The 23,807-nt window shown below is 71.4% G+C and carries 18 protein-coding genes and 1 tRNA gene; 6 read left to right on the top strand and 13 right to left on the bottom strand.

Features of this window, described 5'->3' with window-relative positions; genetic code table 11:
- Nucleotides 1-2: 2 nt before the first annotated feature.
- Nucleotides 3-1,058: an acyl-CoA dehydrogenase family protein gene (locus EZH22_RS15840; RefSeq protein WP_203191520.1), complete on the bottom strand. Its 1,056-nt coding sequence runs from the start codon at nt 1,056-1,058 to the stop codon at nt 3-5.
- Nucleotides 1,059-1,225: 167 nt separating this feature from the next.
- Complete coding sequence (locus tag EZH22_RS15835; protein WP_203191519.1) at nt 1,226-1,366, bottom strand: hypothetical protein; 141 nt, start codon at nt 1,364-1,366, stop codon at nt 1,226-1,228.
- On the opposite strand from EZH22_RS15835, the gene EZH22_RS15830 reads away from it, so the two are divergent.
- From EZH22_RS15830 to EZH22_RS15815, 4 genes are all read left to right on the top strand, one after another.
- A complete protein-coding gene (locus EZH22_RS15830) occupies nt 1,365-1,724 on the top strand; it encodes an aldehyde dehydrogenase family protein (RefSeq protein ID WP_203191518.1) in 360 nt (119 codons plus the stop codon). The two genes, EZH22_RS15835 and EZH22_RS15830, sit on opposite strands and share 2 nt — an antisense overlap.
- 43 nt (nt 1,725-1,767) lie before the next feature.
- Nucleotides 1,768-1,965: a hypothetical protein gene (locus EZH22_RS15825; protein WP_203191517.1), complete on the top strand. Its 198-nt coding sequence runs from the start codon at nt 1,768-1,770 to the stop codon at nt 1,963-1,965.
- Between the two features lie 5 nt (nt 1,966-1,970).
- A complete protein-coding gene (locus tag EZH22_RS15820; protein WP_203191516.1) occupies nt 1,971-2,876 on the top strand; it encodes an NAD(P)-dependent oxidoreductase in 906 nt (301 codons plus the stop codon).
- Nucleotides 2,877-3,087: 211 nt separating this feature from the next.
- Nucleotides 3,088-3,486 carry a carboxymuconolactone decarboxylase family protein gene (locus tag EZH22_RS15815; protein WP_203191515.1) on the top strand — a complete coding sequence of 133 codons (399 nt, stop codon included), beginning with the start codon at nt 3,088-3,090 and terminating at the stop codon, nt 3,484-3,486.
- A gap of 168 nt (nt 3,487-3,654) precedes the next feature.
- Here EZH22_RS15815 and EZH22_RS15810 read toward each other — a convergent pair whose 3' ends face one another.
- From EZH22_RS15810 to EZH22_RS15800, 3 genes are all read right to left on the bottom strand, one after another.
- On the bottom strand, nt 3,655-3,852 hold the full coding sequence (locus EZH22_RS15810; protein ID WP_203191514.1) for a terminase small subunit: 198 nt from the start codon (nt 3,850-3,852) through the stop codon (nt 3,655-3,657).
- A 417-nt stretch (nt 3,853-4,269) separates the two neighbouring features.
- Nucleotides 4,270-4,854 carry a tyrosine-type recombinase/integrase gene (locus EZH22_RS15805; protein ID WP_203191513.1) on the bottom strand — a complete coding sequence of 195 codons (585 nt, stop codon included), beginning with the start codon at nt 4,852-4,854 and terminating at the stop codon, nt 4,270-4,272.
- Nucleotides 4,855-4,896: 42 nt separating this feature from the next.
- Nucleotides 4,897-4,970 (bottom strand) — tRNA-Gln (locus EZH22_RS15800).
- Between the two features lie 216 nt (nt 4,971-5,186).
- Here EZH22_RS15800 and EZH22_RS15795 point away from each other — a divergent pair.
- Nucleotides 5,187-5,393 (top strand): hypothetical protein, encoded by a 207-nt coding sequence (locus EZH22_RS15795; RefSeq protein ID WP_203191512.1) that lies wholly within the window; start codon nt 5,187-5,189, stop codon nt 5,391-5,393.
- A 171-nt stretch (nt 5,394-5,564) separates the two neighbouring features.
- On the opposite strand, the gene pbpC is transcribed toward EZH22_RS15795, so the two are convergent.
- From pbpC to EZH22_RS15780, 3 genes are all read right to left on the bottom strand, one after another.
- The gene (gene pbpC / locus EZH22_RS15790) at nt 5,565-7,670 is read right to left on the bottom strand and encodes a penicillin-binding protein 1C (protein ID WP_203191511.1); all 2,106 of its coding nucleotides are present in this window, start codon (nt 7,668-7,670) and stop codon (nt 5,565-5,567) included.
- On the bottom strand, nt 7,667-12,943 hold the full coding sequence (locus EZH22_RS15785) for an alpha-2-macroglobulin family protein (RefSeq protein WP_203191510.1): 5,277 nt from the start codon (nt 12,941-12,943) through the stop codon (nt 7,667-7,669). Before EZH22_RS15785 ends, pbpC begins: the two co-directional genes overlap by 4 nt.
- Nucleotides 12,944-13,201: 258 nt before the next feature.
- On the bottom strand, nt 13,202-13,795 hold the full coding sequence (locus EZH22_RS15780) for a glycosyltransferase (protein WP_203191509.1): 594 nt from the start codon (nt 13,793-13,795) through the stop codon (nt 13,202-13,204).
- 165 nt (nt 13,796-13,960) lie between these two features.
- Here EZH22_RS15780 and EZH22_RS15775 point away from each other — a divergent pair, with 165 nt between their 5' ends.
- A complete protein-coding gene (locus EZH22_RS15775; RefSeq protein WP_203191508.1) occupies nt 13,961-14,206 on the top strand; it encodes a hypothetical protein in 246 nt (81 codons plus the stop codon).
- Between the two features lie 19 nt (nt 14,207-14,225).
- Here EZH22_RS15775 and EZH22_RS15770 read toward each other — a convergent pair whose 3' ends face one another.
- The 5 genes from EZH22_RS15770 to EZH22_RS15750 all read right to left on the bottom strand — a co-directional run bounded on the left by EZH22_RS15770 (nt 14,226) and on the right by EZH22_RS15750 (nt 23,742).
- Nucleotides 14,226-17,690 carry a YhaN family protein gene (locus tag EZH22_RS15770; protein WP_203191507.1) on the bottom strand — a complete coding sequence of 1,155 codons (3,465 nt, stop codon included), beginning with the start codon at nt 17,688-17,690 and terminating at the stop codon, nt 14,226-14,228.
- Nucleotides 17,687-18,967, bottom strand: a complete 1,281-nt coding sequence (locus EZH22_RS15765) for a metallophosphoesterase family protein (RefSeq protein WP_203191506.1) — start codon at nt 18,965-18,967, stop codon at nt 17,687-17,689. The genes EZH22_RS15770 and EZH22_RS15765 overlap by 4 nt, the downstream gene beginning before the upstream one ends.
- Nucleotides 18,968-19,157: 190 nt before the next feature.
- Nucleotides 19,158-19,346 carry a hypothetical protein gene (locus EZH22_RS15760; RefSeq protein ID WP_203191505.1) on the bottom strand — a complete coding sequence of 63 codons (189 nt, stop codon included), beginning with the start codon at nt 19,344-19,346 and terminating at the stop codon, nt 19,158-19,160.
- A 100-nt stretch (nt 19,347-19,446) separates the two neighbouring features.
- On the bottom strand, nt 19,447-22,611 hold the full coding sequence (locus EZH22_RS15755; RefSeq protein ID WP_203191504.1) for an efflux RND transporter permease subunit: 3,165 nt from the start codon (nt 22,609-22,611) through the stop codon (nt 19,447-19,449).
- 3 nt (nt 22,612-22,614) lie between these two features.
- Nucleotides 22,615-23,742: an efflux RND transporter periplasmic adaptor subunit gene (locus EZH22_RS15750; protein ID WP_203191503.1), complete on the bottom strand. Its 1,128-nt coding sequence runs from the start codon at nt 23,740-23,742 to the stop codon at nt 22,615-22,617.
- Nucleotides 23,743-23,807 lie beyond the last annotated feature (65 nt).

Genomic DNA, 23,807 nt, shown 5'->3' with positions numbered 1-23,807 from the left:
ATTCAGGCCGCGGTGATAAGGGGCCAAAGGCCGTCGGCCCCGGCGGCGGCGACGGCGGCGCCGACGCGGGTGTTCCACAGGACGTCGGCGCCGAATTCATCGCGCCAGGACCACAGCCGCCGTGTGAAGCGGTGCAGTTCGTGCTCGTGGGTGAATCCGATGGCGCCATGGACCTGGTGGGTGATGGCGCAAGCGATGCTCGCGGCCTCTCCGGCGCGGGCCTTGCCGATCGCGATGGGCAGGACGTCGAGGGTGCCCGCGAGAGCGTTGATGGCGAGGCCGGCCGCGCCGTCGGCAACGGCCGCCTGGCCTGCGAGCATTGCAAGATTCTGCTGCACCGCCTGGAACCTGCCGATGGGCCGGCCGAACTGCACGCGCTCGCCGGCATAGCGCACGCTGAGCTCCAGCACCTTTTCCAGGGCGCCGGCCATCTGCACCGTGCGCAGCGCCGCGCCGGCTTCGAGCAAACGGGCAGCCGCCGCCGGCGCCGGGGCACAGGCGTCAGCCGGCAGGTCGCAGGAGAAGGCGATGTCGTCGCGCGGCTCGCCCGCCAGATTGTCGCCGGGCGTGACGGTGAAGGCGCCGCGAGGCAGCCGGACGAGCATCGGGGCTTCGTCATGGGTCGCGAGCGCCACCACCACATCCACCTGGCCGCCCCAGGGCACTCGCGCCAGGCTTCCCTCCAGATGCCAGCCGGCGGCGGCGCGCGTGGCGCGGGGCAGGTCGCCTTCCGGCGATACGGCGAAGCTCGCGGGGCCTTCCGCCAAGGGCAGTCCGGCGGCCGCTAGCAGCCGGTTGGCCCACAAGGTCTCTGCCAGCGGCAGCGGGACCGCGAAGCGGGCCGCGACGCGCACCACCGCCAGCGCCGCCTCGGGCTCCAGCCCGTGCCCGCCGTCCGCCTCCGGTACCAGGGCGAGGGGCAGGCCGAGCTCGGCCACGGCATGCCACAGCGCCTGAGGCCAACCACCTTGCTCGGCGGCATTCAGGACCGCCGGTGTGGCCTGATCGGCGAACAACCGCGTGGTCGTCTCGACGATGATTTGCTCGATCTCGCTCACTCGTCCTCCAGCGCCCTGATGTATTTCATTGAATGAAATGATTTTTCATTTAATTGAGATTACCGAGGCCCGGCTGGAAGCGCAACGGGGTCCGCGACTAGGTCCGCGGCGGGCGGCGGAGAAGCCCTTTACATGCGCGGCGATGGTGCTAGCCTTAAAATGAAGTGTCACTTCATTCTATGAAACGTGCGGACGAGGCTTCGGCCGAGGCCGTCCGTGGGGTCGAGGTCCGCGAGGACGAGGGAAAGAATGGCAATGCGCGGGATGAACGAGTGCTCCGGTGCCACTCCCGCCAGGGAATCGGCCATGGGATGGGCGCCGCGCGAGCGGGGCCACGGCCCCGCCGTCCTGACCGAGCTTGATCTGGGCGCCCGCATCATGAACGAGGAGCCGTTCGGTCCGATGGTTCCGAGCCTGCCTTTCGCCGATGCCGACGCGGCGCTCGCGGCGGCGAACGGGACGCCCTACGGCCTCGCCGCCTTCGTCTTCACCATCAGCCTGGAGACAGAGCACACCTTCAGCCGCGGGCTCGCGGCGGGTGCCGTCGCCGTCAATCATTTCGCGGTCGTGGCAGCGGAGGTGCCGTTCGGCGGCGTTGGCGACAGCGGCTTCGGGTCCGAGGGGGACGCGAAGGCATCCGCAATTACGTCACGTCCAAGTACGTGACGGTTTCGCCCGGTACCCTGTGAAGAACAAAGGGAGTGGAGCAGTGCAAACGAACAGAAGCGGAATCAGGACGCCTGATGACCGGCGCGCAGCCGCCGCGGCGCAGGCGCTCGTCGCGGGGGCGTCCCTGCCGGCCCATGCCGGTCCCACGCGGGTGAGCATCGGCCTGCACGACACGCAGGCCTGCGTGCCGTTCGCCGCTGGCGCTTCCCGGCTCGTCTCCAGCGCGATGAAGGGGTGACGGCGATGTCCAGCTCTCCTCGCGTCGGCTTTCTCGGCCTCGGCAACATGGGGGCCCAGATGGCGCGGCGATTGGCGCCCCATTTCGACCTTGCGGTGGCGGACAGCAACCCGAACGCATGCGCCCCGTTCGCTGAGCTCGGCTGCCGAACGCTCGCGAGCGCGGCGCAAATGTCCGCCGCCACCGACATCGTCCTGATGAGCCTACCTACGCCTGCGGTGGTGCAGGCGGTGTGCAGGGGAGAAGCTGGCCTTTTTTCCGCGCCGGGGGCGAAGATCGTGGTGGACCTGTCCACCACGGGCCCGGCGACCTCAAGGATGCTGGCGGAGGAGGCCGCAGAAAGGGGCATAGCCTTCGTGGACGCGCCGGTGAGCGGCGGCGTGCCGGCGGCCCGGAGCGGCGGGCTCTCGATCATGATGTCCGGACCGCCGGAGGCCATCGAGACGGTGCGGCCGATCCTCGCTCTGCTCGGCTCGCGCCTTTTCACCATCGGCGACCGCGCGGGTCTGGGACAGGCCATGAAGCTGGTCAACAACGTGATCGTCGCCTGCACCGCCGTCGCTACCTTCGAAGGGCTCGTGCTCGGCGCGAAGATGGGTCTCGATGGGAAGACCATGACCGATGTGCTCAACAGCTCCAGCGGCCGGTCCTTCATCACCCAGGACAAGCTGCCCAAATCCCTGCTCGACCGCAGCTTTCCGCCGGGATTTGCGACCGCTCTGCTGCTGAAGGACGTGCGGCTCTGCATCAGCGAGGCGGAGCAGGCCGGCGTCGCGCTGCATCTCCCGGAAACGACGCGCCATTTTCTTGAGGAGGCGGTCGCGGAAGGCTATGGCGAGGAGGACTACGCCCGCACCATCGAGCTGCTCGAAAGGGCGGCGGGCGCGCAAGTCCGCTCGGCGCCGTCCTGACCGGCGCACGTCCGCAGCAAGCATCCGCGCCGGACCGCGGGCGCGGGCTCCGCCTGAGCGGATCGAAGCTTGGCGGAGCTTGTCACCAAGTTTCATGAAAGAGAACGCCCATCCTGACGCTCCGCGGTGCGATCCGGCTGACGTTCACCGCTTGAGGTCTGGCATATGCGCCAGATGCTCCGTCGTTATTGACCAAAACCAGGAGAAGGCCATGGGCGATCGCCGCGAGAGAGGCCGCGAGATCATGCGGGAAGTGCTCGGCGAGGAGTATTTCAACCGGCGCGACAAGAGCACAAACGACTTCAACGCCCCCTTGAGATGCTATTCTGAGCGGACATGCTTTGGCGACGCTTGGGATCGCCCCGGCCTGGAGCGGCGCGAGCGGTCGCTGATCCTGCTGGGAATGCTAACCGCCCTCAATCGCCCGCACGAGCTCAAGACGCACGTGCGGGCTGCGGTCCGCAACGGTCTTTCAGTCGCGGAGATCCAGGAGGTGCTCTATCTCACCGCGGTCTATTGCGGACTGCCGGCGGCGGTGGACAGCTTCCGCATCGCGGAGGAGACCTTGCGTGAGATGGACTTGCTCGCGAAGGAAGCCCCGCAAGGGTGAGTGTGCATCGCCGGAGCGCGGAGCGCTCGCGGGCCCGCCGGCGCGGTGTTGCCGATCTGCTCGGATTGGCGCGGGCACCTGCTGACAGGGATCAGAATATCTGGGCTCAGGAAGGCCCGGATGCTTTCGGCTGCGCTCCAGATAATGCCCCATGCCCCCCGAGGCGCATCAGCAACTTCCCAATCTGAGCACCGCAGAGCCGTCGCCCGTCAGCCGCATGTAATCGCCCATGCTGGCGAAGCCGATCTTCGCCAGCTCCTTCAGCACGCGATCGGCCGTGATCTCGGTTCGAGCGGCCCGTTCGGCCATTGCCGCCTCGATGGCAGCTTTGACCCCAGCATTTCCTAACAATCGGATGCTCTGCACATCCGCCCCGCGATCGCTGTCGCCAGCCTAAAGGACAGTTCGGAAGCTTAAGAAATATCAGGAGCCCCGCGATCGGATCCGGCGTGCCCATCTTGTCTGGACGTGTTTTGTCGCCGCTCGCGCTGTCCATTCAGGGTCAACAAAAATCAACAGGGCCGGCCATTAGGACACCCAGGCGAGGCCGATCCAACTCCAACATTTACCAACATCTGTTCATCAAAGCCGTTGCAATTAAACGGCTCTCGCACTGGCACGCATGCGATTTTCGGATCAGCTCAAGGCGCCCGAGCCACATCCCCCGACCAAATGGATGAATTTTTCGCCCAAAAGCACCCTCTTCCTGGCCGTTTCCACCGGTCCGGCCGCGCGCCATGGCGGTCGCGTCATGACGGAAGGACAGAGATGCGCGGATCGCCGTCATATGCGGCTACCGCGCGACGGAAGTCCGGCAGCTCCTCGCGCGGCATCGCACGATGGGTGCTGCTGCCGGCCGGCAGGCTTCAGGGCGCCGCGAAGGTCTTGGGTTGGATCACGTGTCGCCCTGCCTGTCGCAACAGCGTAGCGGAACACCGCGCCGACTGCCTGCATCTCGTGCCCGGCGAGATCGAGGGCACCGCGCGCCTCCACCTTTCGGATCGCGGCGAGAATTTCAGGCGGCTCGATATCCGCGATAGGTCGGCGCCCGATCGCGGGAAACACGTCGGCTTCCAGCCGGCTGAGGATGAGCTTGGAGTACGAGGCCACCCAGGCTGAGGATTTCAGGGCATGCCACTCCCTGGCGATCACCTCGAACGTCGGATCTGTGCCCAGAGCAGCGGCGGCCTTGCTCGCTCGGCGCTCCACGCTTGGATCCACGCCGTTCGCGAGTTGCTCCTTGATTTCATCGCGTCGCTTCCGCGCCTCAGCAAGCGTGACAGCGGGGTACACGCCAAGCGAGAGCGTTTTCTGCTTTTCCGCAAAACGGTAGGACATCCGCCAATAGCGACGGCCATCCGGATTCACCAGCAGGAACAGCCAGCCACCATCGCCGAGCGAGGCATTGAATGGCTGGGGGACCTGGATTCGAACCAGGATTAACGGAGTCAGAGTCCGCGGTTCTACCGTTGAACTATCCCCCACCAAAGGTCGCGCAGCGGCGCCGCGAGCGGCGTTCCTGCGGGCGCGCCCCGAAGGCAGGTGCGCTCTATACGCAATTCGCCGCGCACGGTCCAGAGCCTTTTCGCACCACCCACAGCCGGCCCTGGTATACGGCATTTGCAATGGTGCCATGCACAATCCGCCATGTTGCGTCGCAGCGATTTGGCCTATCTCTACGTCAACGAATGGAGACCCAAATGGCTACGATCACTGTGAACGCCTCCCGCGAGACCGGGTTGTTCGGGCGCATGGGCGCCGCGGTGTCCGATTTCTTCGCCGCTGTCGCTGAAGGCCGCGCCATGGCGCTGCGCTATGACCGCCTGAGCCACCTCACCAACAGCGAACTCGCCCGCATGGGCATCTCCCGCGAGGAGATCCCGCAGGTGGTGGCCCGCGGCCACTGATCTGACGCGCGCTTCCGGCGGCGCGGAGTTCCGCCGCAGCCGGAATCGCCTCTGGAATTCACGTTTACCGACTTCGCGTTTCCTCCCAGCCTTGTCCCGCCCGCCTTTCGGCGCGGCGGGATTTTTCTTTTGTGCGCCCGCATGCGCGGGCGCCGCGCCGGCCGGAGCGTCCTACTCCACCCGCACCGTCACGCTGTCGGTGACGCCCGCCGCGTCCATGACCGTGAGCCGCGTGAAGCCCCGCCCTGGCGGCCGCCAGGTGAAAGTGTGCGCATTTTCCTCCCGTGCCACCGGCCGCCCATCCATCAGCAGCGTGAGGGGGAAGGTGCCGCCATCCACCTTCAGCACCAGCCCGGCCGCTTCTTCCCCGGACAGGCTGACCCGCGCCCCGTCCGGCGGGAACACCACCTGCAGCGGCTGCTCCTTCCGTGACGTTCCGAAATGGCGCTGCGGGACCGGCAGGCGGGCATTGGCCGCCACCACCGCCCCGCGCGGTACCGGCCTGAGCGCGGCCGGCGTGCGCACGATGCGGGCGAAGGCATCGAACAGCAGCGGCGCGGCAGCCGCCCGGCCGGTCAGGTCGGGCACCGCCTGCCCGTCCGGCCGCCCCACCCAGACACCCACGGTGCGGCGCCCGTCGAACCCCACCGCCCACGAATCGCGATAGCCGTAGGAGGTGCCGGTCTTGAAGGCGATGCGCCCGCCCAGCGCGTTCTCCGGCGCGGGCGTGCCCAGGAGGCACTGGCCCACATACCAGGCCGCCACCTCATCCACGAGCCGCGACCGGCGCGGCGCGGCCACCGCCGCCCCGTCCTGCCGGAACACGGGCGGATGCGCCTCGCCGCCCCGCGCCAGCGCCGCATAGAGGCTGGTGAGGTCGATAAGGCGGATGCCCACCCCGCCGAGCCCCATGGGCAAAGCCGGCGCCGCGCCCGCCGGCAGCTCCAGCCGCGCCCCGGCCTGCTGGAGGCGGGTGGCGAGGCGCTGCGGCCCCACCGCGTCCAGCAGGCGCACCGCCGGCACGTTCAGCGACATCTGCAGCGCCTTGCGCACCGAAAGGGTGCCCTGGAAGCTGCGGTCGAAATTCTCCGGCCGCCACGCGCCGAAACGGGCGGGCCGGTCCTCGATCAGGGTCTCGGGATGGGCGATGCCGTCCTCGAACGCCATGGCGTAGATGAAGGGCTTCAGCGTCGAGCCCGGCGAGCGCACGGCGCGGGCGAGGTCCACCTCCCCGGCGCGGGCGCGATCGGCGAAGTCGGCGGCGCCCACATAGGCGCGCACCTCGGAGCTGTCATTGTCCATCACCACGACCGCCGCCGAGAGCCCGCGGCCCAGCGCCTTCGTCCGCTCGCGCAGCAGCTCCTCGAGCCGCTCCTGCAAGGGAGCGTCGAGGGTGGAGGCATGGCGCGACACCGCCGGGCGCTCGGCGATGAGATCCTCCGCAAGGTGCGGGGCGAGCTGCGGCATGGCGCGGCGCGCCCTCGGCACCGGCTCGCCCTTGGCCATGCGCACCTCGTCCGCCGAGAGCACGCCCTGCGCCAGAAGCCGGTCGAGCACGCGGTCCCGCGCCCCGCGCGCGCGCGCGGCGAAGCGGTCCGGCCGCCGTGCCTCCGGTGACTGCGGCAGGGCCACCAGCAGCGCCGCCTCGCCGAGGGTGAGATGGCGGGGCTCCTTGCCGAAATAGGTCAGCGACGCCGCCCGCACCCCCTCGATATTGCCGCCGTAAGGCGCGAGGGTGAGGTAGAGGCGCAGGATCTCGGCCTTCGGCAGCCGCGCCTCCAGCTCGATGGCGCGGCGCATCTGCTCGAGCTTGGCGGCGAGGGTGCGGGCGCGCGGCGGCGCGGTGAGGCGAGCCACCTGCATGGTCAGCGTCGAGCCGCCGGAGACCACGCGGGCCGACAGCGCCGCCTGCCCGGCCGCGCGGACGAGCGCGATCAGGTCCACGCCGGCGTGCGCCTCGAACCTCTTGTCCTCATAGGCGAGGATCATGGCGACGAGGCGCGGGTCCACGTCCTCCACGCCGGCCGCGAGGCGCCAGCGCCCGTCGGGCAGGGCGAAGGGGCGCAGCAGGCGGCCCTCCCGGTCCACCACCTCCGCCGAGACATTCGGCTCGGGTGCGGGCGGCGCCTGCGCGCGCAGATGAAGCAGGCCGGCGCCGGCCCCGCCGGCCAGCAGGCCCATGGCGAAGACGGCCGCCGCCCCCGCCTGCCACGCCCGGCGGCGGGAGCGCGAGGCCGCGCCCTCCGGCGCGGGACCTTGCGGGCGGTCCTCGCTCATCGGGCGGGCGCGACCTCCACGGTGCCGGCGGCGGTGCGGGCGAAGCGGTCCGGCCGGTACATGTCCTCCACGAAGGCCGGCGGATGCGCGTAGCGGCCGGGCGAGACGGCCCGCACCACATAGGCGACCACGAACGGGTCCTCGCCCTCCTGCCGCGTCACCGAGGCGACGAAGCGGTCGTCGCGGAACTCCACGTGGCCGGCCTCGCTGGTCTCGTCGAGCCAGGCGAAGCCGCCGTCCCCGCCCTCGACGAGGTTCGGATTCTCGATCTCGAACCCGGCCGGCAGGTAGTCCACGAGGAGCACGTCGGCGAGCGCGCTTTGCGCCTCCTTGAAGGTGAGCACCACGGCGAAGCGCTGGTTCTGCACCGCCTTGGACGGATCGGCCGGCTTGCCGTCGAGGCTGAAGTAGCGCCGTTCCAGGGTGAACCCCTTGGAGATTGCCGGCTCCGGCGCGATGGGGGCGCCCGAGACGCCGTACACCACCTTCACCGCCTCCGGCCCGGCATTGCGCAGGACCACCGGCCCGCGATCGAGATCGGCGCGGGTGAGCCTGCGGCCATAGGGACCGCGGGTGAGCGCGCCGTCCACCTCCAGCACCATGTTGCCGGCGCTGGCGACGAGGCTGCGGGCGGCAAGGATCAGCCACGCATTCTCCTGGGTAGAGGTGCGCTCGGTGCGGGTGCGCGCCACGTCCACGCGGGCGAGCGCCACCTCGGCGAGCTTCTCCATCCCGGCCTCGCGGGCGAGCACGGTGAGCGCCGCCGCGTCGCGCAGGGCCGAGCCGAAGTCGGGGCGGCCCACCTCCGGTGCGGTCGCCGTCGCCGGAAGGCCTTCCAGCGCCACGTTGAAGGCCCGCTCGGCGCGGGTACGGTCGCCGAGCAGGGCCAGCGCGGCACCCACCTGCGCCCTGGCGAGGGGCGAGGACAGATCCTTCAGCCGGGTGTCGGCGAGATAGCGCAGGTCGCCCAGCGGCGCGCGGCCGTTGCGGGCGAGCACGTAGAGGGCATAGGCCAGCCCCTCGCTGGCCGAGCGCATGTCGGCGCCGGCGAGGCTCACCACGTTGCGCAGCCGGTCGAGAACGAGGGCGAAGGAGGCCTCCGGCACCGGGAAGCCCTTCTCCTTCGCCCGCGACAGGAAGTCCGCCACATAGGCGTCGAGCCAGGTATCGGTGCCGCCCGGCGACCACAGGCCGAACGAGCCGTCCGACCCCTGCCGCGCCAGCACCCGGACGATGGCGTCGCGGATGCGCTGGTCCGCCTCCGGATCGGCCGCGCGGCCCACCAGCACGCTGAGCTCGTTGTAGGAGATGAGCGGCAGGGCGCGGCTGGTCACCTGCTCGGTGCAGCCATAGGGGTAGCGGTCGAGGGCGCCGAGCAAGGCCGGCACGTCGATGGTGGAATTGGGCGTCACGCTCACCGCCACGCTGCCGGTGCCCGGCAGGAGGTCGACGAGCAGGTCCTTGTTGAGCGTCAGGCTCTCGCCGGGGGCGAGGGTGCGCACCGTGCGCCGCTCGATGTCCGGATAGGCCGGGCGCACGTTCATCTCGTAGGTGCGGGTGATGTCGAGCCCCTGCCCGGTCAACCGGGCAGTGACCGTGGCCGGCCCGACGCCCCGGCCCTCCAGGGCAAGGCGCAGGGACTGGCGCTGCTTTGCCGCGAGCTTCACGGCGGGCGCGGGCGAAGTCACCGCCGCGGCGCCGCTGGCCGAGACGTCGAGGCGGTATTCGCCCTCCGGCGCCTCCACGTTGGTCAAATCGAGGTTGAGGGTGGAGCGGTCGCCGGCGGCGAGGAAGCGCGGCAGGGTGGCGAGCATCACCACCTTGTCGCGCACCACCACGTCGGTCGAGGCGTGGCCGAGCTTGTCGGCGCTCCACGCCATGGCCATCACCCGCGCGGTGCCGTCGAAGGCGGGGATGGGGAAGGAGACGGCGGCGGTGCCGTCCGGACCCACCTCGACGATGCCGGAGAACAGCGCCAGGGGCGGGCCCGAGGGCGGGCTCGCCTGAAGGCCGCCTTCCCCGCCATCGCCGCCCGAACGCAGCCGGCCGGCGCTGCCCTGCATGCCGTCGATGAGCGCGCCATAGAGGTCGCGGATTTCCGGCGAAAGACGCCGCTGGCCGAAGATGGCGGCGTCCGGCGCCGGCGGCTTGTAGCCTGTGAGGTTGAGGATGCCCACGTCCACCGCCGCCACCGTCACATAGGCCTTCTCGCCCGCGGCGAGGCCGCCGATGCGCACGGGAATGGCGAGGGGCGCGTTGGGGCGCATCTCCTTCGGCGTGCCGAGGTCCACCTTCAGGGTCCGCGCCTCCCGGTTCACCGAGAACCAGGCCAGGCCGATGGCGCGGCCCGGCATGCGGCCGGCCGCCACGTCGAGGGGACGGTGCATGAAGGCGACCACATAGGCGCCCGGCCCCCAGCCCTCGGCCACCTTGAAGCTCACCTTGTTGGCGCCGGCTGCGACCTTGATGAAGCGCTGCTCCAGCAGCCCCTCGTTCAGCACCAGCACCGAGGCGGTGCCGGCGGTGCGGGCGGTCAGGGTGGCATCCAGCGTATCCCCGGTAGCGTAGGCGGCGCGGTCGAGGGACAGCTCCAGCTTGTCCGGCGTGTCCGCATTGCCGTCGCCGCCGAAGCCGGCCTCGAACGGCACGCTGGTGAGCGGCAGCCCGTCACCCGTGATGTCCAGGCGGTAGCGGCCGTACTGAGTGGGCACGGAAAGGCGCACCGGCCCGTCCGCCCTGGCGTCGAGCCGGCCCTCGGCGAGGCGGGTGACGATCTTCACCGGCTCATAGTCCCAGGACCCGCTCACCCGATACCACTGGTAGCGGGTCTCCAGGCGCGAGAGCTTCCAGGTGAGGCCGGGCGCGGCGAGGCGCTTGTCGTCAATGCCGGCGACCACCACCTCGAAATTCGCCACCTCCCCTTCGCGCACCCGATCGGCGAAGAGCGGCTTGACGCCGATCTGGCTGCCGGCGGGTGCCACGGGGATCACGAGGGTGCGCTGCACCGCCCGGCCGCCCGTCTCCACGAGGCGCACGATGGTCTCCACCTCCAGCGGACGCGCGGTGCGGGGCGGATCGGCGGCGAGGATGCGCAGGCTGGCGCGGCCGCGCGCGTCGGTCCGCGGCGCGTCCGCCACGGGCTGGCGATCGGCGAGCACCTGGTCCTCCGCATTGCCGAAGCGGAAGCCGGCGAAGCCCGGCCGCTCGGCGGCGGCGCGCAGTTCGGTCTCGGCCTCCACGTCGAGGCCGGAGGCGGGCGCGCCGAACAGGAAGCGGCCGTCCACCAGCACCTCCACCGGGCGGGTGCGCGGCAGCGCGGCTTCGCGGGCGGTGAGGTCGAACTCCACCCGGTCGGGGACATAGTCCTCGACCAGGAAGGTGATCTCGCCGACGGGCGGCGCCTTGGGATCGGTCAGCGCCTTGATGCGCCAGGTGCCGGTCATGGCGCCCTTGAGCAGCGGCAGGTCCACGGTGCGCCCGCCCGCCGACTGATCGGCGACCACGAGCCGGCGGTCGTCCACGCCGTCCGGCCGCACCAGCTGGAGGATGACCGGCACGCCCACCGCAGCACGGCCCTGGGCGTCGCGCAGCAGCGCGGTCAGGTGAACGGTTTCGCCGGAGCGGTAGACGCCACGCTCGGTGGCGAGGAACGCATCGAGCGCGCCGGGCGAGTCCCGGCCGGCGACGCCCCGGTCGGTGAGGTCGAAGGCGGTCTCCTTGAGGGAGAGGAAGGCATAGTCCCCCGCCTCGGTGCGGGCGATCACCACTTCCGGCGCGAGGCCGGCGGGGCCGCGCGACAGGCCGGGATCGAAGCGCACATGGCCGTTGGCGTCGGCCTTGGCGGTGCCCAGCACCTCGTTGGAGCGCGCGACGAGGCGCACCTCGGCCCCCGCCACCGGCTCGGCGCTGCCGAGGGAGCGCACCAGCACGTGCACCCCATCCTGCCCCGACAGGGCGGTGAGCCCGAGGTCGGAGACGATGAACCACTGGGTCGCCTCGCTGCCGTAATCGTCGTCGGTGGTGCCCTTCTCCGGCACGGCGGTCATCACGTAGACGCCGGGCTCCAGCTTGCCCACGGCCTCGGTCACCGGCACGGCGGTGGTCACGTCCTGGTTGAGCGGGCTGTCCACCTCCAGCACGCCCTTGAAAACGGCGATGGCGGTGCCGTCGGCGAGGCGCTCGCGCACGTAGCTGTCGAGCCCCTGCCGGAACTCGCCCTGGATGGCGGTGGGCACGAGGCCGCGGTCGCCGATGCGCAGGATGTTCACCGTCACCGCGCTGGTGTTCACCGAGGAGAGCGGGATCCCCTTCTGCCCGGTGCGCGGCAGCACGTAGTTGCGGCCGGTGAAGTGCACGGAGGGTTGGCGGTCGCGCACATAGATGGTGAGCTCGGTGGGCTTCTTCGTGCGCTCGCCGGCGGTCGAGGGGATGCCGGGGCGCACCACGAGGCCGTAGCGCTCGCCGTGCTTCAGGCCCTCCACGCAGATCTGCCGGGCCTCGGCGGTCACCGCCGGCTTGTCCAGGCCGCGCATCTGCACGAAGGCGGAGAAATCCGTGTTGGTGGCGAGGTCCTCGGAGAACTGCACGCAGACGCGCGGCGCCGCGAGGTCGGACTCCACCGTGTAGTCCACGAGGCGGAAGCCGTGCTCCTCCTTCAGCTTCTCGTAGAAGGCCCGGTCGGCCGGCGTGTCGCGCGCCTCAAGGGCGATCTTCAGCGTATCGAGGGCCGCGTTCCACAGGCTGCGGCTGGCGTAGATCTGGCCGATGAAGGTCAGGGCATCGCCCTCCTCCGCCCGCGTGGCGGCGCGGCGGTAGGCGATGAAGGCGGCGGCCTGGGCATTGTCGATGAAGGTGGAGGCGTCCTCGTCCTCGTTGGGCTTGATGCCGGCGAGCGACCGGGCGAGACGCAGCCAGATGCCCGCGTCGTTCGGATCGGCGACCGCGAGGCTGGCATAGAGCGCCGCCGCCGAGCGGAAATCGTTGCGCTGCAACGCCTGGGCGGCATCACGCCGGGCCTTGTCGAGAGGCTGGGCGGGGGCAGTGGTGTCGCGCTTCAGCAGCCGCTCGTAGCGCTTGGCGCCGGCGATCAGGTCGGAGCGCTGGAAGGTCTTCGCGCTCGCCGGCCGGGGCGGCTGGGGCGCCTGCGCCGCCGGCGGGTTGGCCGGCAACGCCGGCCGCGCCTGCTGGCCGTAGGCCGAGGAGCCGGCGGCAAGAAGGCCGGCGGCGAGCGCTCCGACGCGGACGAAATTCCGGAGACGACGGCAAAGGTCCATGGACCGCTCCCTCGGTGCGCAGCACCATCCGGGAGGCGGGCGTTCGTCGGCGGACGCGCCCTCAAGGCAGCGCACCGCGGATCGCTCGACCGGCCTCCTCACGAGAAATGACCGACCGGTTCCCGCCCTCGCCTCTCGGCGCGGCAGGTCCGACCCCGCGCCGCCATCTATGCGCAACCGGGGCCGTTCGCCAAGCGGAAGTTTCGCGACATGTCGGCGACATCGCACATGTCGGGCAGTGTCGAGCGGGTGTCGATGTCAGCCCTCGGCGCGCTCGGGCAGGAGCACGTGGGGACGCAGCAGGTGGATGCGCCGGCGCCCGATCCGCGCCACCAGGCGCCGCTCCGCCTTCACCCCGGCGGGATGGCCACCGAGCCGCTCGTAATGCTTGCGCGAAATCAACAGCCCCTGCCCGGCGCGGGGCAAGCCGAGCAGAGCGAGGCGGGCCACCGCCATGGCCTCCCCGATCCGCGGCCCGATGCCGTAGCCGTCCACCGCGAGGCGGAAGGTGGCGGCGATGCGATCCGCCTGGCCGCGCCGCTCCGCGGTCTCGATGAAGGTCATCACCTCCCGCGCCCAGCCCTCTTCCAGGATGGAGCACGGCGACAGGAACAGCAGCCACCGCCCGCGCGACTGCGCGGCGCCCTGGCGCAGGCGCAGGCCCATGTCGTTCACCGAATGGAGCAGCGTGCAGCCGGCGGCATCGGCGATGGTGGCGGTGCCGTCGGTGGAGCCCGAATCCACCAGGATCACATCGCGCAGGACGCCGGCCGTCACCCCCTGCACCAGCGCGGACAGGACGGGGACCAGCTGGCGTTCGGAATTGTGCGTTGCGATGACGACGGACAGCACTGGAAACGTTCTCGTTCTGCTTCGCCCAGCTATACCGCCGTGCCGCGGCCGCGTCGATGCCGCGTTGCACCATGCCCGGCGGCCTTGCGGATCGCCGGGGCCCGCTCCCCCCTGCCCGCCCCGCGTGCTATGCGCAGATGAAGATCGGGAGGACACGACAAGGCCATGGATTTCGAGAACTGGGACAAGGACGAGGCCGGCCGGCTCAAGGTGTGGCCGCTGCAGGCCTTCACCACCGCCGTATTCGACGGCACCACTGGCGGGGTGCGGCTCGAGGTGGGCGTTCCCAAGCCCGGCAAGCCCTCGCCGGCGGTGCAGGTGTCCCTGCCGGTGGACCTGCTGCGGGCGCTGGCCGCCGCCCTGACCGAGGTGGCCGACCGCATCGAGGCGGGACCGGCGAAGCCCTCCTAAGGCCGGAAAAGGGTGCGCCCTAGAGCCGGATGCGCTGGCAGGCGGCGCCCAGGGCCCGCTCGGCCGCCTCGCCCACATGGGCGTGGTGGGTGAAGACGATCACCTGGGTCAGCGCGCCCAGCTCGGCCAGGAGCTTCAGGCCCGCCTCGGTGCGGGCCTCGTCGAAGGTGACGAAGAGATCGTCGGCCATGAAGGGCAGCGGCGTCGCCCGGCGAGCGTGCTCCTCGATGGCGGCGACGCGCAAGGCGAGGAAGAGCTGGTCCGCCGTGCCTTCCGAGAGCTTCTCGACCCCGTGGAACTCGCCGGCCCGCATGGCGCCGAGACGCGGGGTCGAGGCCTCGTAGTCCACGCCGATGCCGCTCCAGCGGCCCAGCGTGAGGGTGGCGAAGGCCTGCGCGGCACGGCTGACGATGGGGTTCTGGTGCGCCTCCCGGTAACGCTCGATGGCGCGGCCGAGAAGCCGCGCCGCCACGTGGTTGCGGCCGAAATCCTCCACCGCCTCGGCGATGGCGGCGGCGGCGTCCTGCTCCGCCTGGGCGGCGTGGGCCGCGCCTTCGCGCATGTCCAGGGCCCGCAGGGCCGCTTCCGCCTCCGCATGGCGCGCCACCGCCTCGTCGCGCGCCGCCCGGGCCAAAGCGTGAGCGGCCCCGGCCTCCTCGGCGCGCGCCGCGAGGGTGGCGTCGTCGTGCCCGGCTGTGGCCGCGCGCACCGCCGCCACATCGCGCCCGCGGCACATGTCGGCGAGGCGCCGGCGCGCCTCCTCCGCCCGTCCCGCCATGGCCGAGGCCGCGTCGAGCCGGTCCAGCACCGCCGCGAAGGCATCGGGCGGCACCGCGCCGGCAGACGCCCGCAGGGCGGCGACCGCCGCATGCGCCCGGTCGCGCTCCCGCGTCGCCTCGGCGACGGCGGCCCGGCGGGCGTCCAGGGCGTCCCGCGCGGCCTGGGCGCGGGCGGAAGCCTGCCGCGCTTCCTCCAGCCGCTTTCGCAGATGCCGCGCCAGGGCGATCGGATCGCCCGCGGGGTCCTCGCCCGTGCGCCGGGCAAGGTCGGCGACACGGCCCGCAAAGGCCGCCTCGTCGCGCTCGATGGCGGAGATCTGGTGCTCGACCCCCGCCAGCCCGGCCGTTTCGGACGTGGCCGAACGCCAGAGGCCGAGCGCCGCGCGCATCTCCTCGGCCGGCGCGCCGGGACGGATGGCGAGGCGCGGCAGCACGTCCGCCGCCTCGGCGTCGAGGGCGGCGCGCTCGGCGTCGAGGTCGGCCTTGCGGCGGGCGAGGTCGTCCCGCGTGCGAGCGAGGCGGGCGAGGTCGCGCGCCTGGTCGCGCACGTCCCGATGCTGGCGCTCCAGCCGCTCCACCGCATCGCGGATCTCCGCCATGCGCAGGGGGGCATCGCCGAGGGCGGCAAGGCCCAGGTCCTGCCTCAGCGCCGCCACCGAAGTGCGGTCGAAGGCCACGGCGGCGCGCGCCGTTTCGCCCTCGGCCTCCTGCCGGCGCAACTCGTCCCGCGCCTCGCGGATCGCTTCCACGTCCTTCAGGAAGGCGATGGCGCGCGCATCGGCCGGGAAGGACAGGCCCGATGCGGTGAACAGGCTCGTCCACGCCGCCCGCGCCGCCGCCGCCTGGGCGTCGGCCTCCCCGCGCCGGCCGCCGGCCGCGCCCAGGCGCAGGTCGAGGTCGGCCATGTCGCGGGCGAGCCGGGACAGCTCGGCAAGGCGATGGGTCTCCCGCTGGCGCTCGTCGGCCACATGGTCCGCCGCTGCCAGCGCCCCATCCAGGTCCAGCGCCGCATCCCGGTCGGCGTCGCCGGCCGGCCGTTCGCCCAAAGCGAGCGGGCGCAGGCGCTGCCACAGCCCGTCGCGGACCGCGCGGGCGGCGGCGACGGCGGCCTCGGTGGGCGCGGTGCCCCCGCCATCGAGGGCCGCATGGCGCGCCGCCGCCAGTTGCTTCTGCTCCGCGAGGTCGGCGATCGCGGCGTCCTGGCGGGCGCGCGCCTCCGCCGTCTCGACCACCTGGCGCAGCAGCGCCTCGGCCGCCGCCACCGCCGGCAGCGGCAGGACCGCCAGCGCGTCCAGGGTGAGGCCCGGCTGGCCAAGGCGCAGCACCCGCCCGTCGAGCGCCGTGCCCGCCGCCGCGCGCCGGGCGAGGCCCGCCTCCAGACCCCGCGCGCGCTCCTCCGCCCCATCCAGCGCGTCGAGGCGCCGGCGCAGGGGCGCGGGGTCCTCCACCGGGCCGAGCCCCGCCTGCGCGGCCTCCACCCGGGCCAGCTCGCGGGCGTGCTCCTCGAGGCCGGAGGCGAGGGCCTGCGCGCCGAGGCTGCACGCCTTGAAGCGATCGGCCAGCGCCTCGGCGCGGGCCAGCAGCGGCGCCGGCGGCAGGCCGGCGCACAGGGTGTCCACATCGGGCAGCCCGAGATCGGCGGCGATGCGCGCCAGCAGGGCGCGGGCCTCCGCTGCCCTGGCCCGGCGCCGCGGCAGGTCCTCGCGCGCCTTGTTCACGGCGGCGCGCGCCTCGTCGCAGGCCTCCACCTCGGTCGCGAGGTCGAGGATGACCGCATCCACCGCCACCGCCCCGTGGGCCGCATCCGCCCGGGCCTCCTCCGCCACGGCGCGGGCCAGCGCCGCCGTGGCCGTCTCCAGCGCGGCCAGCGCCGCACGGGCCTTGTCCACGAACCCGGCGGGCATGTCCGGCAGGGCGCCGAGGGCCGCGAGCGCGGTCTCCTCGGCCTCGATCTGGCGCAGCACGCCGGCGGCCCGGCAGAGCAGTTCCGCCCAGGCGGCCTCCTGTGCCGCCGCCATGTCCGCCTCCACCGCCGCCGCGCGGGCCAAAAGCGCGGCCTCGGCGGCGCTGCGCAGGCGGCGCACGTCGACGGCCAGTAATTCCTGCTCGCGGATGTTCTGCCGCGCAGCCTTGCGGGCGTCGAGGGCCTGGTAGAACAGGTGGGACGCGGTCTTGCGGGCGGGGTTGAACACCTTGCCCGCCTCCTCGGCATAGCGGGCGCGCAGGGCGTCGATGCGCCGGAGGCCGGGCGCCGCGGTGACCAGCGCGTCGGCGAGCTCCCCTCCCCCCGCCAGCAGGTCCTCTCCGCCCTTGCGCAGGCGCTTCTGGTCCAGCCCGAAGATTTCCAGGAAGGAGCCGCGCTGGTGCGTGCCGAGGAAGGGCGCGAGGGCGTCGTCGGGCAGCGGCGCGTCGGTCAGCGGGTCGAGCAGCGTGCTGCGGTCCCGCTTCACCCGGATGAAGGCGAACGCGCGGCCATCCGGCCCCAGCACCGTCGCCGACAGGCGCATATCCTTGTAGCGGTGCAGGAAATTGAAGGGCGAGGTGCGCTCGATGCCGAACAGAACGTCGCCTGCGGCCCGCAGCGCGGTGCTCTTTCCGGCCTCGTTGGCGCCCTCGATCACCACGAGGCGCGCCGCCGGATCGAACACCAGCTCGCGATCGGTGAAGCCGCCGTAGCGGTCGAGGCCGAGCCGGGCGAACCTCATCGCTCCGCCTCCCCCCCGGCCGCGGCGCCGGACGCGGGATCGGACAGGCGGGCGGCGATTTCCTCCCCGGCCGCCGCGAGGGCGGCATCGGCCATGGCGGCCTCGTCGAGGCCGGCCAGGCCCATGGCCTCCAGCACGTCCGAAGGGATCTTGGCGCGCAGCTCCTTCAAAGTCGCCGCCACGTCGGCGCGCAGGGCCGGGTCCGCCGCCGCCTCGGCGAGGACGTCGGCGAAGCCGGGCAGGCCGAGGTCGCCGGCGCCGCCGGGGGCGCGCGTCTCGAACCGCACCTTCTCGATGAGGATATCGGCGCCGGTCTCGTAGGCATGCGCCTGCATGTCCTGCGCCACCTGCTCGGGGCTTGCGAGGAAATGCCCGTGGAGCGGCGTCTGCCCGGTAAAGGTGAGGCGCAGCGCCAGCGGCCGCCCGCCCGCCTCCGCCGCCGCCTCGGCGATGGCGGCCCGCGCCAGGCCGGTCACGTCGGCGAGATCGGCGATGCCGGCGAGATCGAGGCGCTGGTGCGCGAAGCGCGCGGCATCCAGCGTGAGCGCCTCCAGCTCGGTGATGCGCCCGTCGGCGACGCGCACGAGGGTGGCGCCCTTGGGTCCGCTCTCGCGGGCGTGGCGGCCCTGCAGGTTGCCGGGAAAGACGATGGCCGGCTGCGCGTTCACCACCTCGCGCCGGTGGATGTGGCCGAGCGCCCAGTAGTCGTAGCCGGCGCGCACCAGGTCCTCCACCGTGCAGGGGGCATAGGTGTTGTGCCCATCGCGCCCGGTGAGGGAGGTGTGGAGCAGGCCGATGTTGAACTGCCCCGCCACCGCCGCCGGATAGTCGCGGGCGAGATTCACCGCCTCGGCCCGCTCGGCAAAGCCGCGCCCGTGCAGCACGACGCCCAGCTCAGGCAGCGCGACGCTCTCCACCGCCGTGTCGGAGAGGAGGCGGACGTTGTCCGGCAGCGGCAGATCGCGGCTCATCACCGAGGCGGCGTCGTGGTTGCCGCGGATCATGAACACGCGGATGCCGGCGCGGCCGAGCAACCCCATCTGCCGCACAAAGAATTGGCCGGTGGCGAAGTCCTTCCAGTCGCCGTCATAGACGTCGCCGGCGATGAGGACGAAGGCGACCTTCTCGGCCACCGCCGCGGCGACGAGGTTCTCCAGCGCCCGGCGCGAGGCGTCGAGGAAGGCGCGCGCGTGTTCCTTCTCCCGCCGGGCGAGGCCGCGCAGCGGGCTGTCGAGATGGATGTCGGCGGCGTGCAGGAAGGAGAAGGCGGACGGCATGGGCGGCGCAGGCGGGAACGGGGTTCGGGCGGACGCGAATCGCGCCGCCCCGGGGGCGCCACTCTAGAGCCGGATCCGCCCCGGTTGAAACAACCGGATCGGCGCATCAGCGTTTCGCGCCGGGACGGCGCCCCGCACCCCGCGCCGGCGCAGCCGGCCCGCCTTCACCTATCCGCCTTCCCCATCCGCCTCACTTGGGACAGGCCACTTCCTTGTAGACGGCGTCGGCGAACTGCTTCACGCCCACATTGATCCGCAAAGGCGAGGTCCAGGTCTGGTAGGTGACGATGCCGCGGGTGAGGCCGATCACCTTGTAATTCTCGGGACCCTTCGTCTTGTAGCACTTGCCGAGCTGAATATCCTCTTCCCTCAAAGGCATGGCAAAAATCCTGATCACGGTCTGAAAACCCGCCGAGTATGAGCGCGGGGCAGGCCTGAATCAAGGATGGGCGCCGCGCCCCGGCGGGTGCCGCCGCCGCTCAGGCCTCGTGCGCGGCTCCCGCGTCCGGCGCCGCCGGACGCACCTTCGGCCGCGCGCCCGGCCGCAGCTTCTCGCGGATGCCCTGGAACATGACGTAGAGCGGCGGGATCACGAAGATGCCGAGGAAGGAGGCGGCGATCATGCCGCCGAACACCGGCGTGCCCACGTTCTGCCGCGCCATCTGCGCCGCCCCGGTGGCCACCACCAGCGGGTAGAGGCCGAGGATGAAGGCCAGCGAGGTCATCATCACCGGCCGGAACCTGAGGCGCGAGCCCTCGGTGGCGGCGACGAGCAGGTCCTCGCCGTGCTCGCGCCGCTCCTTGGCGAACTCGACGATGAGGATGCCGTTCTTGGCCGCGAGGCCGATCAGCACGATCATGCCGATCTGCCCGTAGAGGTCGAGGGTGAGCTGGCCGATGACGATGGCGGCGAACGCCCCCAGCATGCCCACGGTGACCGAGAGCAGCACCGGCACCGGGATGGACCAGCTCTCGTACAGCGCCACCAGGAACAGGAAGGCGAACAGCACGGCGAAGGCGAGGATCATCCCCGTCTTGCCCTCCGCCCGCTTCTCCTGGAACGAGGTGTCGGTCCAGGCGCCGGAGAAGCCCTGCGGCAGGGTCTTGGCCGCCACCTCGTCCATGGCCGCCAGCGCCTGGCCGGAGGAAACCCCGGCCGCCGGCGCGCCCTGCACGGTGACGGCGCGCTTGTTGTTGTAGCGGATGAGCGCCGGCGGGCCGACCTCCACCCGCACTTCCACGATGGAGCGCAAGGGGATCATCTCGCCTTTGTCGTTGCGCACATGGATGCGGTAGATGTCGTCGACGCCCTTGCGATCCGCCGCCTCCGCCTGCACCTGCACCTGCCAGGTGCGGCCGTAGAGGTTCATGTCGTTGACATAGAGCCCGCCCAGGGAGGTCTGCAGCGCCTGGAACACCGAGTCCAGCGGCACCCCCAGCACCTGCGCCTTGTCCCGGTCGATGTCGAGCTGGATCGAGGGGTTCGTCGCCGAATAGGTGGAGAAGACGCGGGTCAGCCGCGGGTCCTGGTTGGCGGCGATGAGCAGGCCGCGCAGCACCTGTGCGAGCACCTTCGGGTCGCCGGCGCGCAGGTCCTGCAGCACGAAGGAGAAGCCGCCGCCGGTGCCGAGGCCGACGATGGGCGGCGGCGCCAGCGGCACCACCGTGCCGCCGGAGATCAGCCGCATCTTCTGCCCGAGGCGGGCGAGGATGGCGGCGGCGCCGTTCTCGGCCCCCTTGCGCTCCTCGAACGGCTTCAGCGTGACGACGATGAAGGCGGCGTTGGGCTGGGAGTAGTTGTCGATGAAGTTGAGGCCGACGACGGAGGTGTAGTCCTCCACCATGTGCTCGTCCTTCAGCAGCGCCTCGGCCTTGCGGATCACCTCCGTGGTGCGGCCCACCGAGGCCCCGCCGGGAAGCTGCACCACCACGAAGAAGGCGCCCTGGTCGTCTTCCGGCAAAAATCCCGTGGGCGTGACCTTCGACAGGGCGAAGATGCCACCCGACGCCACGAACACGCACACGAGGCCGATGGCCGAGAAGCGCACGAGGCGCGCCACCGCCGAGCCGTAGGCGTCGCGCACCTTGTCGATGCCGCGCATGACGTAGCCGATGGGCCCCCGCTTCGGCCCGTGGGCGGGCTTCAGCAGGATGGCGCACAGGGCCGGCGAGAGCGTCAGCGCGTTGATGGCCGACAGGAACATGGCCACGGCCACGGTGATGGCGAACTGGCGGAACAATTCGCCCGAGATGCCCGGGATGAACGCCACCGGCACGAACACCGAGAGCAGCACCAGGGTGATGGCGATGATGGGCGCGGTGATCTCGCCCATGGCCTTCTTGGTGGCGTCGGCGGGGGAGAGCTCGGGATGCTCCTCCATCACCCGCTCCACGTTCTCCACCACCACGATGGCGTCATCCACCACGATGCCGATGGCCAGCACGATGGCCAGCAGCGACACCGTGTTGGCCGAATAGCCGATGGCGTTCAGCACGATGAAGCAGCCGATGAGGCTCACCGGCACGGCCAGCGTCGGGATCAGCGTGGCGCGGAACGAGCCGAGGAACAGGTAGACCACGATCACCACCAGCACGAACGCCTCGATGAGGGTTTTCTGCACCTCGTGGATGGTGTCGGTGACGAAGATGGTGGGGTCGTAGGTGACCTTCCAGGCGAGGTCCTCGGGAAAGGCCTTCGCCAGCTCGTTCATGCGCGTGCGGATGGCGCCGATGGTGGTGATGGCGTTGGCGCCGGGGGACTGGTAGAGCGCCAGCACCGCCGCCGGCCCGCCGTTGAACAGGGTCTCGCGATCGAGGTTGGCCGCACCCAGCTCGAGGCGCGCCACGTCGCCGAGGCGCAGCAGCGAGCCGTCGGAATTGGTGCGCAGCACGATCTTCTCGAATTCCTCGACGCTGGAAAGCCGTCCCTTGGTGCGCAGGTTCAGCTGCAATTGCTGATCGTCGGAGATGGGACGCGCGCCGATGCGGCCCACCGCCGCCTGGATGTTCTGCGCCTTGATGGCGGCGACCACGTCCTGGGTGGTGAGGCCGAGGCCGGTCAGCCGGTCGGTGCGCACCCAGGCCCGCATGGCATAGTCCTGCGGCCCCCAGAGCGCGGCGTCGCCGACGCCGGGAATGGACTTCAGCTCGTCGAGGATGTTGATGGTGGTATAGTTGGAGATGTAGAGCGGATCCAGGCTCCTCTTCGGCGAATAGATGGCGAGGACGCCGAGCAGCGCCGACGACTTCTTCTTCACCACCACGCCCTGGCGCTTCACGTCCTCCGGCAGCTTGGACAGGGCCACCTGCACCCGGTTGTTCATGTTGACGGTGTTGATGTCGGGGTCTGTGCCCAGCTCGAACGAGCCGGTGAGCGAATAGGATCCGTCGTCGCCGGACACGCTCTTCATGTAGATGAGCTTGTCCACGCCCACCACCTGCGCCTCGATGGGCTGGGCCACGGTGGAATCCACCACCTCGGCGGAAGCGCCGGGATAGGCCGTGGTCACCGACACCTGCGGCGGGATGATGTCGGGATACTGCGCCACGGGAATGGCGAAGAGCGAAAGCAGGCCGGCGATCACCGTGACGATGGCGATGACGATGGCGAGCCGCGGGCGGTCGACGAAGACAGAGGAGAGCATGTCTCAGCCCTTGAGGCCGGTGGCGGGGGTCGCGCGCACCCCGATGCCAGGGCGCAGCGCCTCGAAGCCCTCGACGATCACCGGATCGCCGACCTTCAGGCCCTCCACCACGATGTTCGCCCCGAGCGAGGCGCCCGGCTTCACCCGGCGCACCACCGCCTTGCCGTCCTCCACCACGAACACGTAGACGCCGCCCTGGTCGGCGATGAGCGCCGACTGGGGGACGACGATGCGCTCCTCCGGCGTGCCGGCCTTCAGCTCCACCCGCACCAATTGCCCGTCCACCAGCTTGCCGGCCGGGTTCGGCACGTCGGCGCGCATGATGACCGTATCCGTGGTCCGGCTCACCGACACGTCGATGAAATTCACCCGTCCGACCTCGCCATAGACGGTGCCGTCGGGAAACTTGATGCGCACCTCCACGTTGGAGAGGTCCACCTTCCCCTCCTCCTTCTGCGCCTCCAGATAGTCGCGCTGGCTCACCGGGAAGGTGACGTACATGGGATCCTGGCTCACCACCGTGGCCAGCACGCCGCTCTCCGGCCCGACGATGTGGCCGCGCGTCACCGCCGTCCGGCCGATGCGGCCGGTGATGGGCGAGACGATGTCGGTGTAGCCGAGATTGATCTTGGCGGTGTTCAGCGCCGCCTCGGCGGTGAGCAGCGCGCCCTTGGAGGATTCCTCGTTCGCCACCGCCTGGTCACGCGCCACCACCGTGCCGGCATTCTTGGCGAGCAGTTCTTCCGAGCGCTCGCGCTGGATCTTGGCCAAAGCGAGGGCGGCCTTGGCCCGCTCCACGTCGCCCTCGGCCTGCTGCACGTCGGCGGCGAACAGCGGCTTCTCGATGCGGTAGAGCGGCGCGCCCTCCTTCACCGTCTCGCCTTCCTTGAACAGGACGGCCTCCAGCATGCCCTTGACGCGGGCGCGGATCTCCACCCGCTCGGGCGCCTCCACGCGGCCGACGAACTCCATGGCGTCGGACACGGACTTCAGCTCCGCCGCCACCACGCCCACGGGGATGGCGCCCGCAGGCGCCGCGCCCTGCGCCCGCGCGGCGGGAGACACGGCGGGGGCGGCGAGAAGGCCGAAGAGGAGCGCCGCGGCGGCGCCTCGGGCGTAGGTGCGAGACATAGGATCCTCCCCTTCCTGCGACCCCAGGGTCCGCGCGGACCGGGCGTGGCGCGGAGGTGAAAACA

Origin of the sequence: Xanthobacter dioxanivorans, from assembly GCF_016807805.1 — a bacterium.
Lineage (GTDB): Bacteria > Pseudomonadota > Alphaproteobacteria > Rhizobiales > Xanthobacteraceae > Xanthobacter > Xanthobacter dioxanivorans.
This window is presented reverse-complemented; position numbering and strand designations above follow the sequence as displayed.

What these genes read in the sequence shown, in the direction of transcription:
- EZH22_RS15830 (WP_203191518.1), top strand. Translation starts at nt 1,365, where the DNA reads ATGGGATGGGCGCCGCGCGAGCGGGGCCACGGCCCCGCCGTCCTGACC.
- EZH22_RS15835 (WP_203191519.1), bottom strand. Translation starts at nt 1,366, where the DNA reads ATGGCCGATTCCCTGGCGGGAGTGGCACCGGAGCACTCGTTCATCCCG.
- EZH22_RS15820 (WP_203191516.1), top strand. Translation starts at nt 1,971, where the DNA reads ATGTCCAGCTCTCCTCGCGTCGGCTTTCTCGGCCTCGGCAACATGGGG.
- EZH22_RS15815 (WP_203191515.1), top strand. Translation starts at nt 3,088, where the DNA reads ATGGGCGATCGCCGCGAGAGAGGCCGCGAGATCATGCGGGAAGTGCTC.
- EZH22_RS15795 (WP_203191512.1), top strand. Translation starts at nt 5,187, where the DNA reads ATGGCTACGATCACTGTGAACGCCTCCCGCGAGACCGGGTTGTTCGGG.
- pbpC (WP_203191511.1), bottom strand. Translation starts at nt 7,670, where the DNA reads ATGAGCGAGGACCGCCCGCAAGGTCCCGCGCCGGAGGGCGCGGCCTCG.
- EZH22_RS15785 (WP_203191510.1), bottom strand. Translation starts at nt 12,943, where the DNA reads ATGGACCTTTGCCGTCGTCTCCGGAATTTCGTCCGCGTCGGAGCGCTC.
- EZH22_RS15775 (WP_203191508.1), top strand. Translation starts at nt 13,961, where the DNA reads ATGGATTTCGAGAACTGGGACAAGGACGAGGCCGGCCGGCTCAAGGTG.
- EZH22_RS15770 (WP_203191507.1), bottom strand. Translation starts at nt 17,690, where the DNA reads ATGAGGTTCGCCCGGCTCGGCCTCGACCGCTACGGCGGCTTCACCGAT.
- EZH22_RS15765 (WP_203191506.1), bottom strand. Translation starts at nt 18,967, where the DNA reads ATGCCGTCCGCCTTCTCCTTCCTGCACGCCGCCGACATCCATCTCGAC.
- EZH22_RS15760 (WP_203191505.1), bottom strand. Translation starts at nt 19,346, where the DNA reads ATGCCTTTGAGGGAAGAGGATATTCAGCTCGGCAAGTGCTACAAGACG.
- EZH22_RS15755 (WP_203191504.1), bottom strand. Translation starts at nt 22,611, where the DNA reads ATGCTCTCCTCTGTCTTCGTCGACCGCCCGCGGCTCGCCATCGTCATC.
- EZH22_RS15750 (WP_203191503.1), bottom strand. Translation starts at nt 23,742, where the DNA reads ATGTCTCGCACCTACGCCCGAGGCGCCGCCGCGGCGCTCCTCTTCGGC.